Origin of the sequence: Gemmiger gallinarum, assembly GCF_014982805.1 — a bacterium.
Lineage (GTDB): Bacteria > Bacillota > Clostridia > Oscillospirales > Ruminococcaceae > Gemmiger > Gemmiger gallinarum.
In genome coordinates this window covers 148801-163757 of record NZ_JADCKC010000003.1, presented here as the reverse complement: position 1 = coordinate 163757, position 14957 = coordinate 148801, and the positions used below count along the sequence as shown (strand labels likewise).

At 59.8% G+C, this 14957-nt stretch carries 12 protein-coding genes and 1 other annotated feature; of the genes, 5 read left to right on the top strand and 7 right to left on the bottom strand.

Features of this window, described 5'->3' with window-relative positions; translation table 11 throughout:
- Nucleotides 1-20: 20 nt before the first annotated feature.
- The 3 genes from INF35_RS10020 to INF35_RS10010 are packed head-to-tail and all read left to right on the top strand — an operon-like array spanning nt 21 to nt 3024.
- Entirely contained in the window at nt 21-560 is a 540-nt protein-coding gene (locus INF35_RS10020; protein ID WP_193502081.1) for a DUF5662 family protein, read from the top strand.
- Between the two features lie 24 nt (nt 561-584).
- Nucleotides 585-2501, top strand: a complete 1917-nt coding sequence (locus INF35_RS10015; protein ID WP_193502079.1) for a hypothetical protein — start codon at nt 585-587, stop codon at nt 2499-2501.
- A gap of 40 nt (nt 2502-2541) precedes the next feature.
- Nucleotides 2542-3024, top strand: coding sequence for a YbaK/EbsC family protein (locus INF35_RS10010; RefSeq protein ID WP_193502077.1), 483 nt, complete (start codon nt 2542-2544; stop codon nt 3022-3024).
- A gap of 110 nt (nt 3025-3134) precedes the next feature.
- Here INF35_RS10010 and uxaC read toward each other — a convergent pair whose 3' ends face one another.
- Nucleotides 3135-4574, bottom strand: a complete 1440-nt coding sequence (uxaC, locus tag INF35_RS10005; protein WP_193502075.1) for a glucuronate isomerase — start codon at nt 4572-4574, stop codon at nt 3135-3137.
- 359 nt (nt 4575-4933) lie between these two features.
- Here uxaC and INF35_RS10000 point away from each other — a divergent pair, with 359 nt between their 5' ends.
- On the top strand, nt 4934-5806 hold the full coding sequence (locus INF35_RS10000) for an aldose epimerase family protein (protein WP_193502073.1): 873 nt from the start codon (nt 4934-4936) through the stop codon (nt 5804-5806).
- A 176-nt stretch (nt 5807-5982) separates the two neighbouring features.
- Here INF35_RS10000 and ilvD read toward each other — a convergent pair whose 3' ends face one another.
- From ilvD to ilvB, 4 genes are all read right to left on the bottom strand, one after another.
- Nucleotides 5983-7641 carry a dihydroxy-acid dehydratase gene (ilvD, locus tag INF35_RS09995; protein ID WP_193502071.1) on the bottom strand — a complete coding sequence of 553 codons (1659 nt, stop codon included), beginning with the start codon at nt 7639-7641 and terminating at the stop codon, nt 5983-5985.
- A gap of 130 nt (nt 7642-7771) precedes the next feature.
- Entirely contained in the window at nt 7772-8791 is a 1020-nt protein-coding gene (gene ilvC / locus INF35_RS09990) for a ketol-acid reductoisomerase (protein WP_193502069.1), read from the bottom strand.
- A gap of 87 nt (nt 8792-8878) precedes the next feature.
- Nucleotides 8879-9463, bottom strand: coding sequence for an acetolactate synthase small subunit (gene ilvN, locus INF35_RS09985; RefSeq protein ID WP_193502067.1), 585 nt, complete (start codon nt 9461-9463; stop codon nt 8879-8881).
- Between the two features lie 14 nt (nt 9464-9477).
- The gene (ilvB, locus tag INF35_RS09980) at nt 9478-11142 is read right to left on the bottom strand and encodes a biosynthetic-type acetolactate synthase large subunit (RefSeq protein ID WP_193502065.1); all 1665 of its coding nucleotides are present in this window, start codon (nt 11140-11142) and stop codon (nt 9478-9480) included.
- A 104-nt stretch (nt 11143-11246) separates the two neighbouring features.
- Nucleotides 11247-11490 (bottom strand) — a binding site (T-box leader).
- A 152-nt stretch (nt 11491-11642) separates the two neighbouring features.
- On the opposite strand from ilvB, the gene INF35_RS09975 reads away from it, so the two are divergent.
- On the top strand, nt 11643-12842 hold the full coding sequence (locus tag INF35_RS09975; protein WP_193502063.1) for an ATP-binding protein: 1200 nt from the start codon (nt 11643-11645) through the stop codon (nt 12840-12842).
- A gap of 70 nt (nt 12843-12912) precedes the next feature.
- On the opposite strand, the gene INF35_RS09970 is transcribed toward INF35_RS09975, so the two are convergent.
- Together INF35_RS09970 and ilvA are read right to left on the bottom strand one after the other, a co-directional pair.
- Complete coding sequence (locus INF35_RS09970) at nt 12913-13287, bottom strand: RidA family protein (protein WP_328740702.1); 375 nt, start codon at nt 13285-13287, stop codon at nt 12913-12915.
- Between the two features lie 62 nt (nt 13288-13349).
- Nucleotides 13350-14555, bottom strand: coding sequence for a threonine ammonia-lyase (gene ilvA, locus INF35_RS09965; protein WP_193502059.1), 1206 nt, complete (start codon nt 14553-14555; stop codon nt 13350-13352).
- Nucleotides 14556-14957 lie beyond the last annotated feature (402 nt).

The following is a 14957-nucleotide window of genomic DNA, read 5'->3' as shown; positions in this document are numbered from 1 at the left end:
GAGAGGGAGGAAACGGGCGCGTGTGGCATCCCATCCGGCATTATAAAACCATTCATCATCACAAGGTCTTGGTGCGCCGGTACTGTTTTCGGTGCGGGCTGTACTGGCAGGGCCTGACCCATGATCTGAGCAAGCTGTCCCCGGTGGAGTTTCTGGCAGGGGCCAGGTACTGGCAGGGGACCTGCAGCCCCAACAATGCCCAGCGCAAGGCGGAGGGGTACAGCGCAGCCTGGCTGCATCACAAGGGCCGCAACAAGCATCATCTGGAATACTGGATCGACTACTCGCCGTCGGGGGACCATGCCATGGCGGGCATGCGCATGCCCGAACGCTATGTGGCCGAGATGGTCTGTGACCGCATTGCCGCCAGCAAAAATTACAAGGGCAAGGACTATACCGATGCCTCGGCCTGGGAGTATTACGCCCACAGCAGGGACCACTATATTCTCCATCCCGAGACCCGCGCCCAGCTGGAGACCTGCCTGCAGATTCTGCGGGACGAGGGGGAGGATGCCTGCTTTGCCTACATTCGAACCAAACTGCTGGGCAAACGGAAATAAAACACAATGGACAGGAAGGTTTGGATGCAAAAGAAGACGTGCCTTTTCGGAAAAAACCTTTGGGAAAAGCTGCTGCTGGCTGTGGTGGTGATTTATGCCGTTTTCCTTGCGGGAATCACGGTACAGACCGGCAGCAAATTTATTGGGGAAGCAGCCAGCTATACGCTGACGACCGTCTCGCTGGTCAACGACGGAAATGCCATTATTTCACAGGATGACATCGCAAAGGCGAAAGAGTTCTTTCCTGAATGGGCAGAGCGCTATGATGAATTCAAGGGGTCCAGTTACACCACAGAACAGGGAGTGGTACCATGGTATTTCGCAACCTATCCGGCCGTCTGCATCCCTGCCTTCGTGATTCTGAAACTGGCCGGTGCGCCTTTGGAGTCGGCGTTTTGCCTGACAAATCTGGCATGCTTTCTGCTGGCTCTGGCGGCTGCGGCTCTGGAACCCCGTCTTCGGGTCGGACAGCGTGCGCTGTTGTGTCTGGTGCTTGGAATCCATCCGGCTATTTTTTATCTGAGCTGGCCTTCCGCAGAGGTATTCCAGTTTGCCTGCATTGCCGTTGCATCGATTTGGTGGGCAGCGGGAAGAAAACATCCCGCTGCCCTGCTGATCGCCATAGGGGGAACGACCAATCCCTGCATTTTGGCCATCGGTCTTGCCATGATCGGGGAATATCTTGTATCCATATGGAAAACCACTGCCGGGCAGCTCAGGCAAAGGGCTGTGCAGTTTATTGGGCAATGGAAGCAGATCATTCTCTATGGATGCTGCTATCTGCCGGGACTGGTGCCGTTTGCCTATAATTATTCCATCTGCGGGGCCATCAATCTGACCGCTTCCCACAGTGAAGAGTGGATCCCGCTCAATGACGGGACACTTCTGCGGCATCTCCTGGCATATTTTTGGGATTGGAACTTCGGCATACTGCCGTATATGCCGTTGCTGCTGATTGTATGGATTGCGCTTGTGATTCCGGCAGTGATCCGCCGTCGATGGAGGTATCTCTGGATGAGCGGCGGACTGCTGGCCACCATGCTGGGATACTCGCTGATGGCCAACATCAACTGCGGCATGGACGGCATCGCACGGTACAATGCCTGGGTGACAGCCCTGATGGCTGTGGCGGTCGGTACGCAGGCGGCGGATATCCTGCAAAACATCCGGACGCGAAGGATCCTGGCAGGGGCACTGGCCTGTTCAGCGGTCTACACCGGCGGCGTGATTGCAGCGTATGGAGGAATCGGCGCACCCAATACCATTCATGTAAAACCCACCCCCATTGCCCTGAAGGTCCTGGAATATTGTCCGGAGCTTTACTGGCCGCTGGATACGACCATTGAGGAACGATCCAATTTGCCGTCCCTGCTGCCGGGCAGCGGATTTCAGGATGAAAACCAGTATCTGCGCAAATTGTATATCAATCAGGCAGAGGGACAGATCCTGGTGGATATGGCAGGGGCCCAATCGCCGGATGACCTTGCCTGGCTGCAGGAACAGATATCCGTGCTCGGGGAAGAACGGGAGATCATTGCGATCCCGTCGGGACGGCATATTTATATGGCCAGGTGGTCGCTGTCGGTTGAAAATGGATATCTGTATATTGTGAGCGGCCAGGTGGAAAACAACATCCTGGTCACAGCACCCGGTGCGGGATATCCGTTTCTGGGGGAGGCACAGACCCTGATGCCGGGCAGCTATACCGTGACTCTGAATGCTTCCTGCAGGGAAATGCCGGCAGAGGCGCCGGCACAGCTGCAGGTCGGCATCAAAGGGGAGGACGGATACCAGGTGATTGCGTATTCGCCTCTTGCAGCGGACGGCACGGCAACGGTGCAGTTTGCACTGACGGAAAAGACGGAAAATGTCAGCTGTCGTGTTTATCAGAATGACGGCACGATATTGGAAATCACAGGCGTTGATGTTCAAAGAAGCTGACGGATTGCAAAATTCAAAGAGTGAGGGGAAGGAAAGCAATATGTCTATTGAACGGGTGAGAGCGTATCTCTCGGAAAAGGGGTTGGCCGACCGGGTCATGGAATTTGACGCGAGCTCGGCCACGGTGGCCCAGGCAGCTGCCGATCTGGGCTGCGAGGAAGCCCGCATTGCCAAGACCATGGCCTTTCTGGTGGATGGGCACGCCATTCTTATTGTAATGGCAGGGGACGGCAAGGTGGACAATCCTCGCTACAAGGCACAGTTCCATGCCAAGGCGGCCATGATCCGCCCCGACGACCTGGTGGAAAAGGTGGGCCACCCCATGGGCGGCGTCTGTCCCTTTGCCATCCTTCCGGATGCCCGGGTCTACCTGGATGAAAGCCTGAAACGGTTTGACATTGTCTACCCGGCGGCGGGCACAGCCAGCTCGGCAGTGCGCCTGACGGTGCCGGAGCTGGAAAGCGCGGTGGAACACTTTTCCGGCTGGGTGGACGTGGCCAAGGGCTGGCGTCCCGAGGCGTGAGACCTCTCACCAACCCCGCAAAACATACAAAGAGGCCCCTGCCGGCAAAGGCAGGGGCCTCTTGAACTTTTCTCACAACGAAGCGGCCGCGGGGCGGGCTCCGTCACAGATTACAGGTTGAAATAACGCTTGGCGTTGTAGTAGCTGATGCCCTCAACCATCTTCTTGAGGGTGGCATCGTCGTTGGGATACTGGCCGTTTTCCACCCAGGAGCCGATGAGGTTGCACATCAGGCGGCGGAACAGCTCGTGACGGGTGTAGCTCAGGAAGCTGCGGCTGTCGGTGAGCATGCCGATGAAGTTGCCCAGCAGGCCCAGGCGGGCCAGGGTGCGCATCTGCTGATTCATACCGTCATTGGTGTCGCAGAACCACCAGGCGCTGCCCAGCTGGATTTTGCCGGGGACTTCGTCGCCCTGGAAGGAACCGATCATGGTGCCCAGCATGTCAAAGTCAGAGGGGTTCAGGCTGTACAGGATGACGCGGGGGCACTCATCGGTCTCGGTCAGCTTGGACAGCAGGTTGCTGATGGACACGCTGCCGTCGGTCACGGCAATCATGTCGAAGCCGGTGTCGGGGCCCAGCTTTTCAAACATCTTGCGGTTGGGATTGCGCAGGCAGCTGTAGTGGATCTGCTCCACCACATGATACTTGTGATACAGACGGCCCAGAGCCAGCAGCAGGTAGGTGGTGTACTCCTCGCCTTCCTGCTTGGTCAGGGGCTCGCCGGCCATGGCCTTCTTGAAGGCGGCAGTGGCCTTGGAAGCATCAGTCTCCACATAGGGCACATAATCCAGGCCCTGGTCGGCAGCACGGCAGCCCAGAGAGACAAAGTACTGCAGGCGCTCTTCCAGTGCGCTGACCACGCAGCCCACGCACTTGAACTCACGGCCCACAACGGCCTCCAGCTGATGAATGTACTCGGCAAAGCCGGGCTTGAGGATGTTGGTTGCCTTGTCGGGGCGGAAGGAAGGAGCCACCACCACGTCGATGCTGGGGTCTTCCTTGATCTTCTTGTGCCACTCCAGAGAGTCGATGGGGTCGTCGGTGGTGCCCACCATGGCCACGTTGCTCTGCTTGATGAGGCCGCGGACGGTCATGTTGGGGTCATGCTGCAGCTTGTCGTTGCAGAGATTCCAGACCTCCTCGGCAGTCTCGGTATTGAGGACGCCGTCGTAGCCGAAGTACTTTTTCAGCTCCAGATGGCACCAGGTGTACATGGGGTTGCCGATGGCCATTTCCAGCGACTCCACAAACTTCTGGAAGCGTTCACGGTCGGGCTTGTCACCAGTGATGTACTCCTCGGGCACACCGTTGGAGCGCATGACGCGCCACTTGTAGTGATCGCCAAAGTAGGTGTCCTTGCCGTTGACGACCTGATGGCCGCCCAGCCAGACCTGCGCGATGTTGTCAAAGCGGCGGTCCTCATAGATTTCCTGCGGGGGAATGTGGCAGTGGTAATCGATGATGGGCAGCTTGGCCGAGTAATCATGATACAGATGCCGTGCGGTGTCGGACTCCAACAGGAAATCCTTGTCCATAAATGCTTTCATGAATGGCAGCTCTCCTTTGCTTTCCCCGCCGCCGGTGCTCTCTGCACGCCGGGAGGCGGATCATAAATCATAGCTTATCTTTATTATACATAGCAAAAAGTTCTTCAACAAGTTGCAAAAATTGCGTAGTTCGGCAAAAACCACACAAAGATGCCATCCATCCCTTGTGCAGCCTGCCAAGATAAAAATGCTCGCTCCATCGATCAGCATAAACGTATCCTCTGCGGTGCCTGCAAAGCGGGCAGTGACACGGGTTGCATAAATTCTCCTGGCCCGACGGTCCCGGATGCGCTATAATAGCAATAAGAACAGCCGCGCAAAACAGGCGGCGGAAAAGAAAGGAAAGGGGAGTGCCCGAGATGGCTTCTCAACTGACAAAAGGTTTGTACGAAAAACATGGTGTGCAGTATGCAACGCTGACGCTGACGGACGGCGGCTGTGCTCTGACCGTCACCCCCGAGAAGGGCGGCATGGCGACCTCCTTCACCAAAAACGGGGAGGAATACCTCTGGCTGCGGGACGGCAACTTTGAGTCCACCGACCGTCCCCGCTGCGGCATTCCCATCCTGTTCCCCAACTGCGGACGGCCGGACGGCGGAGTCCATCAGTTTGGCGGGGCGGCCTATCCCATGGAGATCCACGGCTTTGCCGACCTGGTGCCCTGGCAGGTGGCCGAGGCATCCGACGAGGCGGTGGTTCTGACCCTGACGCCCAACGGCCTGACCAAGTTTGTCTATCCTTTCGACTTCCAGCTGTGGATGCGCTACACTCTGGCGGGCAACCGGGCCGAGCTGTCTCTGACCGTCAAGAACAACGGGGACAAGCCCATGCCTTTCAGCTTCGGTTTCCATCCTTACTTTGCGGCATCCGCTCTGGAAAACGTGGACTTTGACATCCAGGCGGCTACCTGCTCGGAGGATGCCAAGGGCCCCCAGCCCGCGGCACCCGCCAAGCTTACCCTGACCCGCAAGCCGGGGGCTGCGGATTCCATCCGTTTGCTGACGGGAGTGCAGTCTCCCATGATGTTCACCGACTCGGGCAACGGACATCGGGTCACAGTGGACTTTGACAATCACTTTGGCAACGGCGTGCTGTGGCAGCAGGATGCCGAGCACTTTGTCTGTATGGAACCCTGGAATGGCTGGGCCAACAGCGTCAACGAGGAAGGCCGCCATGAGGAGCTGGCACCCGGTGCCTCCCTGACCGCCTGCTGGGGGATCACCATCGAATAACAAAGGAATCGCGCCGATCAGAGAGTGACGGAATAACCGGAATTTGCCAGAGTCCTGCGCTCTGAATTTTCAGCAGGCGCGGCCATATCTCGGAAAAAAGAAATAGCATCAACAAAACCGCCCTGGCAGGAAATTTTCCCTGCCGGGGCGGTTTTATACAATTCGGAAGAGAACGCTTACTGCATGACGGCGCCCAGGTTGGCGCTGGACACCATGCGGGCGTAACGGCTCAGCCAGCCGGACTTGACGTTGGGTTCGGGCTGGACATAGGCAGCTTTGCGGCGGGCCAGCTCCTCGTCGCTGACCTCCAGGGTGATGCTGGCGTTGGGAATGTCGATGGAGATGGTATCCCCCTCCTGCACCAGGCCGATGGGGCCGCCGGAGGCAGCCTCGGGGCTGACGTGGCCGATGGCCGCGCCGCGGCTGGCACCGGAGAAGCGCCCGTCGGTGATGAGGGCTACGGTGGTGTCCAGCTTCATGCCGGCCAGGGCGCTGGTGGGATTCAGCATCTCCCGCATGCCGGGGCCGCCCTTGGGGCCTTCGTAGCGGATGACCACCACGTCGCCGGGATGGATCTCCCCGTTGTAGATGGCGGTGATGGCGGTCTCCTCGCTGTCAAAGACGCGGGCGGGGCCGCTGTGGCACTGCATCTCGGGGGCCACGGCGCTGCGCTTGACCACGCAGCCGTCGGGGGCGATGTTGCCCCACAGGATCTGCAGACCGCCGGTCTGGCTGTAGGGGTTGTCGATGGGGCGGATGGCCTTCTCGTTGAGGATGTGGGCACCCGCAATGTTCTCACCCAAGGTCTTGCCGGTGACGGTGGGCACATCCAGATCCAGCAGCCTCTTCTTGGCCAGCTCTGCCTGAACGGCGGGAATGCCGCCTGCGGCGTAGAGGTCGGGCATGTGGGTGGGACCGGCGGGAGCCAGGTGGCAGAGGTTGGGGGTCTTGGCGCTGACCTCATTGAAGAGCTTGAGGTCGATGGGGACCCCGGCCTCGTAGGCGATGGCCAGCAGATGCAGCACCGTGTTGGTGGAGCAGCCCAGAGCCATGTCGCAGGTCAGGGCGTTGCGGATGGAGCGCTCGTTGACGATCTGACGGGCGGTCACACCCCGGCGCACCAGGTCCATGATGGCCATGCCGGACTTTTTGCCCAGCTGCAGCCGCTTGGAGTAGACGGCGGGAATGGTGCCGTTGCCGGGCAGGGCAATGCCGATGGCCTCACACAGGCAGTTCATGCTGTTGGCGGTATACATGCCGGAGCAGCTGCCGCAGCTGGGGCAGCAGTTGCAGGTGCAGTCCTCCAGCTGTTCGTCGGTGATCATGCCGGCCTTGTAGGCACCCACGGCCTCAAACATCTTAGACAGGCTGACTTCCTCTCCGCCGTAGCTGCCGGCCAGCATGGGGCCGCCGGAGCAGACGATGGCGGGCACGTCCATGCGGACGGCGGCCATGAGCATGCCGGGAACAATCTTGTCACAGTTGGGCACCAGCACCAGACCGTCCAGCTGATGGGCCATGAGCATGGTCTCTACGCTGTCGCAGATCAGCTCGCGGCTGGCCAGAGAGTACTTCATGCCGATGTGGCCCATGGCGATGCCGTCGCAGACACCGATGGCCGGGATGAGGATGGGGGTGCCGCCCGCCATGCGGACGCCCGCCTTGACGGCATCGGCCAGCTTGTCCAGATTCATGTGGCCGGGAACGATCTCGCTGTAAGCCGAGACCACGCCGATCAGCGGCCGGTCCAGTTCTTCAGGGGTATAGCCCAGAGCGTAAAACAGACTGCGGTTAGGGGCGCGCTCGGAGCCTTTGGTTACATTATCACTGCGCATGGAAGGATGCTCCTTTCGTGGTGTTGGAACCGGCAGGGCAGAAAACCAGCCGCCGGATTGTCACAAACCGCAAGGCGGGCGGGCGGCGGCTGCCGCCCGCCCACCACGGTCTGCATGTTATCAGCGGGAATTATTTCTTGAGCCAGCTCATCATGTTGCGCAGTTCCTTGCCCACTTTCTCGATGAGGTGCTCGGACTGCATACGGCGCTCGGCCAGGAAGTGGGTCTTGCGGCCGCCGTTGGGGCTCATCTCGGTCAGGAACTCGCTGGCGAAGGTGCCGTCCTGGATCTCGGTCAGGACCTTCTTCATCTCCTTGCGGGTCTCCTCGGTGATCAGGCGCTTGCCGGTGCGGTAGTCGCCGTACTCAGCGGTGTTGGAGATGGAGTAGCGCATCTTGGAGAAGCCGCCTTCGTTGATCAGGTCGACGATGAGCTTCATCTCGTGGCAGGTCTCGAAGTAGGCCATCTCGGGAGCGTAGCCGGCCTCAACCAGCGTGTCGAAACCAGCCTTGATGAGCTCGCAGACGCCGCCGCACAGCACAGCCTGCTCGCCGAAGAGGTCAGTCTCGGTCTCCTCCTTGAAGGTGGTCTCCAGGATGCCTGCACGGCCGGCGCCGATGCCGGAAGCGTAAGCCAGGGCAATCTCCTTGGCCTTGCCGGTGTAGTCCTGCTCCACGCAGATCAGGGAGGGGCAGCCCTCGCCCTCGGTGTACAGGCGGCGGACGATGTGGCCGGGGCCCTTGGGAGCGATCATGATGACGTCAACGTTTTTGGGCGGGGTGATGGTCTTGAAGTGGATGTTGAAGCCGTGTGCAAAAGCCAGAGCTTTGCCCTCGGTCATGTAGGGAGCAATCTGCTTGTTGTAGATGTCGGCGCACAGTTCATCGGGGACCAGCATCATGACGATGTCACCGGCCTTGGCAGCTTCCTCAACTTCCATGACCTTGAAGTTTTCGTGGGTGGCAGCAAATTCGGAAGCCTTTTCCCAATGGCTGGAGCCCTTGCGCAGGCCGACGACGACGTTGACGCCGCTCTCGGCCAGGTTCTCGGAATGGGCATGGCCCTGGCTGCCGAAGCCGATGACGGCGACGGTCTTGCCGTCCAGCATGCCGAGGTTGCAGTCGGAATCGTAATACTTTTTGATCGCCATGATAGTTTTTCTCCTTTTATACTTGGATTCGATCTCTTCCGGATCGTGTATATTCAGCGCCGGTTGGGCGGGGAACCTTGGTACGGGTCAGGCTTTGGCACCGGCACCCGAATAAGGGTACTGGATGCCGCTGACTTCCTGCGGGGGCTTCTGCATGTGATGGTGCATGCCGCCGCGCTCGATGGCGGTGACGCCGGTGCGGCACATCTCCAGGATATTGTAATCCTTGAACATCAGCAGAAAGGCGTCGATCTTGACAGGACGGCCGGTCAACTCGAAGACCATGCTGTCGGGAGACAGGTCGATGATCTTGGACTTGTAGATGCTTGCAATCTCCCGCAGTTCGGCCCGATTATGGACATCGGCCTGGACCTTGAGAAGCAAAAGCTCCCGCTGCAGGCTGTTTTTCTCGTCCAGCTCAAAGACCTGACGGGTGACTTCCAGGCGCTCGGTCTGGAGCAGCAGCTGGCTCAGCTCGTTTTCGTTGCCGTGGGTGGTGACGGTAATGCGGCTGATGGTGGGGTCGTTGGTGGCCGAGACCGTCAGGCTGTCGATGTTGAAGCCGCGGCGGCAGAACAGGCTGGAAACACGGGCCAGAACGCCGCCCTGGTTGTCCACCAGAATGCTGATGACGCTGCGCTTGTTGGTATCGGGAGTGTCCTGATTTTGCATGATGGCTTCCTCCTTTATTCCATGATGATGTCGGCAATGTCGCCGCCGCCGGGGATCATGGGCAGGACCTTCTCGTCCTTGCCGATGCGGCAGTCGATCCAGCAGGGCCCCTTCTGAGTCAGGGCGTCGGCCAGGGCTGCCTTGAACTCGGCGGGCGTCTCACAGTGGTAGCCTTTGGCGCCGAAGCCCTCGGCCACCCTGGCAAAATCGGTGCGGCGGTGGGGGTCTGTGTTGGAGTAGCGCTTGCCGTAGAAGGAGGTCTGCCACTGGCGGACCATGCCCAGCACCTGGTTGTTAAAGATAACGGTGATGATGGGCAGGTCATAGCTGACAGCGGTGCAGCCCTCATTGAGATTCATGTGGAAGCTGCCGTCGCCGGTGAGCATGATGACCCGGGCGTCGGGCCCCAGACCGATCTGAGCGCCGATGGAGGCGCCGTAGCCGAAGCCCATGGTGCCCAGACCGCCGCTGGTCAAAAAGCCGCGACTCTTGGTATGGTGCAGATACTGGGCGGCCCACATCTGGTGCTGTCCCACGTCGGTGACGTAGACGGCGTCGGGCCCTGCCTGGCGGCAGATCTCGTCGATCATCTGGTGGGGCTTGAGGACGGTGTCACTGTCGGTGGGCTTGTAATCCTTTTTCTGCCACTCCCGGATCTGGGCCATCCACTCGGGGTGCTTGGCCGGGGCAACGTGGGGCAGAATCGCCTGCAGGATGTAGGTGGCGTCACCGATAAGGGCCAGGTCGATGGGAACATTTTTGCCCATCTCGCTGGGATCGATGTCGATCTGGATCAGTTTGGCGTTGCGGGCGAAGGTCTCGGGCTTGAGGGCCACCCGGTCGGAGAAGCGGGTGCCCACCGCGATGACCAGGTCGGCCTCATCTACCGCCTTGTTGGTGGTGTAGCAGCCGTGCATGCCCAGCAGGCCCAGGTTGAGGGGCTCGCCGTAGGCCAGCACGCCGGCGGCCATCAGGGTGTAGGTGGCGGGGATCTCGGCCTTGGCCAGCAGATCCCGCAGAGGCTGGCAGCCCGCCGCGCTGCGGACGCCGCCGCCGAAGCAGACCAGAGGCCGCTTGGCCGCGTTGATCATCTCGGCGGCCTTGAGGACGCTCTCCTCATCGTAGCGGGTGACGGTGCGCACCGGCTCCGGAGGCTTGGGAGTGAAGTCGCAGGAGTTGGCGGTGACATCCTTGGGAATGTCCACCAGGACGGGGCCCTTGCGGCCGCTCTGAGCAATGCGGAAGGCGGCCCGCATGGTGTCGGCCAGATCTTCCACCCGGCGCACGGTGTAGTTGTGCTTGGTGATGGGCATGGTCACGCCCTCGATGTAGGCCTCCTGGAAGCTGTCACGGCCCAGCAGGGAAGTGGCCACGTTGCCGGTAAAGGCGACCATGGGCACGCTGTCCATATAGGCGGTGGCAATGCCGGTAACCAGATTGGTGGCGCCGGGGCCGCTGGTGGCCAGCACCACGCCGGTGCGTCCGGTGGCACGGGCGTATCCATCTGCCGCGTGGGCGGCACCCTGCTCGTGAGCGGTCAGGATGTGACGGATTCGGTCGGAATTTTTATAAAGCTCATCGTAAAGGTTCAGAACAGCGCCGCCCGGATACCCGAAAATGGTATCCACGCCCTGTTCGGCAAGAACCTCCACAAAAATCTGGGAACCTGTCAGCATCATCGTGATCCTCTCCTTCTCCTGCTTTTCTGTTTCTGCGGTACTGCCCGGTGCAAGGAACCCGCACCGGCAAATAAAAAACGGCCTTCGTCTCCTGCTTTTCAAGAGACAAAGGCCGGTAAAAGCTCTCTGCGGTACCACTCTCATTGGTATGGCGATGCATACCCACTCAACGGGCTTCCAACAAAGCCCTGCACGCTAACGGGTGCTGCCGTATCCGCTTACTGGGGAAAACCGGTTGGGCGGATCTGCTCGGGGATGACTTCATGCGCGTTGTACCCGCCGCCTTGCACCAACCGGCGGCTCTCTGTGGGGGCCCGCAGCATTACTACTTCCTGTCCACGCATTTGGGATTTGTCATAAACTATACCGCAAATGGTGGACATTGTCAACAGCTTTTGTGAATTCTCACATCTTTTTTACCCGCTTCCGGCTTGCGGAAGGGGGACCCTGCGTGTATACTGGTATCGAAGATTCTTGAAAAGCATAAAGGGGATTTTGGTATGGATGTTCGTGAAATGAGCCTCCGCCTGCACGGTCTTGTGGTATTGCGGGGCCTGCTTTCGGATGCGGTGATGGAAAAGTACGCGGCCATGCTGGCATCCGCAGCATCGGGGGAGGAAGCCTTTATCACTTCCGCCGCGCAGTTTGAAGCTGCGCTGTTTGACACCGGCCGCTGCTGGACCGACTACCTGCTGGATGCTGTTCTGGAAAACGACAACATCTGCATTCGCCGTGCGGCGTCCGGCGGGGCGTCCCAGCCGGCGGAGGATGCCCTGGCATCCGAACTGGCATTTCTGCAGCAGGCAGGCTGTACGGGACTGGACGAGCTTCTGGCCGGGATGCCGGAGCTGCTTGCGGCGTGCAGCTTTCTGCCCCGTTGGGAGACAAAGAAAGTGGATTTTGCCGCCGCCTATGCCCGGCGCCGCCGGGAGGTGGGCAAAAAGGGCTACGGGATGTTTGCCCGCTACCACGTCTTTACGGTGGAAAACGGAACCCTTGTTCCGGTCCGCTGCCCTGACCCCCAGCGCCTGAGCGAGCTGCCCGGCTACGAGGCTGAGCGTGCCAAGGTCATTGCCAACACCAAGGCGCTGCTGGCGGGGCTGCCTGCCAACAATGTACTGCTGTACGGCGATGCAGGTACCGGCAAATCCAGCACGGTCAAGGCCATCGGCAACGAGTTTGCCTCCGAGGGCCTGCGCCTGGTGGAGGTCAAGAAAAATCAGCTCTATCAGATCCCGGCGGTGATGGAGTCTCTGGCGGACAATCCGCTCAAGTTTGTGCTCTTCATCGACGATCTGAGCTTCTCCTCCAACGACGACGACTTTGCCGCCCTCAAGGCGATTCTGGAGGGCAGTGTGGGCGGCCGCAGCCACAACATTGCGGTGTATGCCACCTCCAACCGCCGCCACCTGGTCAAGGAACGCCTGAGCGACCGGGAAGGGGACGACATCCACGCGGGAGATACCCGTCAGGAACTCATGAGCCTGTCGGCCCGTTTCGGCCTGACGGTGACCTTCCAGAGCCCCGACAAGCAGCGGTTTGAAAACATCCTGCTGGAGCTGGCCCGCCAGTACGGCGTTCAGATGCCTGCCGATCAGCTCTACCGCAAGGGCGAGGCCTTCGCTCTGCGGGCGGGAGGCCGCAGCCCCCGGGTGGCCAAGCAGTTCATCGAGCTGTGCAAGGGCGGGGTGCCGCTGTAAACCCAACCGATTCTGCCGTGTCCGGTCTTTGTCCGGGCGCGGCTTTTTTGTCTTTTATGCGGAAAAGCGGTTACTGCCGTACGGCAATGCACTCGATCTCCACCCGGGCACCTTTGGGAATGCCGGCCACCTGCACACAGCTGCGGGCAGGGTAGGGGGCCTCAAAGGCCTGGGCGTAGACTTCGTTGACGGCGGCAAAATCGTTCAGGTCTGCCAGAAAGACCACCGTCTTGACCACGTCCTTCATGGTCAGCCCGGCCTCGGCCAGAATGGCTTTCAGGTTGGCCAGACTCTGGCGGGCCTGTGCCTCGATGGTATCGGCCATGAGGCCGGTGGCGGGGTCCACGGGGATCTGCCCCGAGACGAACACCATGCTGCCCAGGTCCAATGCCTGAGAATAGGGGCCGATGGCCGCGGGGGCGCTGGCGGTAGATACAACTTTCATCAATACAGCACTTCTTTCTGTTTTCTATTGGTGGGAAAATACAATCTTACAGTCGGGAAGGATCAGGCGCGCTCGCTGACCAGCTTGAAGCCCGCTTTGGTCAAAGCCTGCTTGATTTCCTCAATCTGCAAAGCGTCCCGGGTTTCCAGCCCCAGCTTGAGGAAGCAGCTGGTGATGGCCATGTTGGTGTCGCCCAGATCGTACTGGACGCTGACCACATTGGCTCCGCAGCCCGAGATGATCTCGCTGACCCGGGTGAGCTGGCCGGGTTTGTCCTCCAGGGCGATCATCAGGTTGCATTTGCGGCCGCTCATGACCAGGCCGCGGTTGATGACGCGGGAGAGAATGTTGACATCAATGTTGCCGCCCGAAATCAGGCAGACGGTCTTTTTGCCCTCAATGGGCAGCTTGCCGTACAGGGCGGCGGCTACCGAGACGGCGCCCGCTCCCTCGGCTACCAGCTTCTGGTTTTCCATGAGGGAGAGGATGGCCGCGGCGATTTCGTCCTCGCTGACGGTGATGACATCATCTACGTACTTTTCCACCAGCTCAAAGGTCAGCTCGCCGGGAGTCTTGACCGCGATGCCGTCGGCAAAAGTATCCACCGTGTCCAGCGTTTCGTAGGTATGGTCGCGGTGAGCGCGGAACATGCTGGCAGCACCCGCCGACTGCACACCGTAGACTTTTACATCGGGGCGCAGGCTCTTGATGGCGAAGGCCACGCCTGCGATCAGTCCGCCGCCGCCAATGGGAACGATGACGGCCTCCACATCGGGCAGCTGCTCCAGAATCTCCAGGCCGATGCTGCCCTGGCCTGCAATGACCTGCTCATCGTCGTAAGGGTGAATGAAGGTCATGCCGGTTTCCTGCTGCAGTTCCACCGCGCGGTCGTGAGCATCGTCGTAGGTGCCCTTGACCAGACAGACCTCGGCGCCCAGACGCTTGGTGCTTTCCACCTTCATGATGGGGGCACCGTCCGGCATGCAGACCACGCTGCGCAGGCCCATGCGGGTGGCGGCCAACGCCACGCCCTGAGCGTGGTTGCCGGCGCTGCAGGCGATGACGCCCTTGGCCCGCTCCTCCGGAGACAGCTGGCTGATCTTGTAATAGGCGCCCCGCACCTTGAAACTGCCGGTGACCTGCAGGTTTTCCGTTTTGAGGTAGAGCTCGCTGGTATCGCTCAGCCGGGGAGCGGCAATCAGGTCGGTGCGGCGGGCAACGTCTTTCAGGATGAAAGCGGCGTGATAGATCTTGTCCAGTGTCAGCATGAAAATCCTCCTGTGGCCGCCGGCTGGGCGGCAATGTGGTCGGCGATGAAAGCGTATCCCGGCCCGGCAGATCCGCCTTGGGCAACAAAAAATCCCCGCACGCGGCGGGGCGGGGAAGCTTCGCCGTTGAAGCCATGGTGTTGATTATAGTTGAATGCTGTTAATTCGTCAAGTGAAAGAAATTCATGCATGCTGCGGCAACCGTCAATTTGTGTCCTTCCGTGAAAAACAAAAGGGACCGGCACAGGCAATCGTTACAGGCGGCTATTGGCTTTGAAATGTGCGATGGGAAAGGCCGGAGGCGGTGCCCGGAACTCTTGAAAAAAGATATAAGAATTAAGAAAAAACAAAAAATAATAGCAGAAAAAGAACTTGAAACAGATGAATTTTAGAAAATGGCGA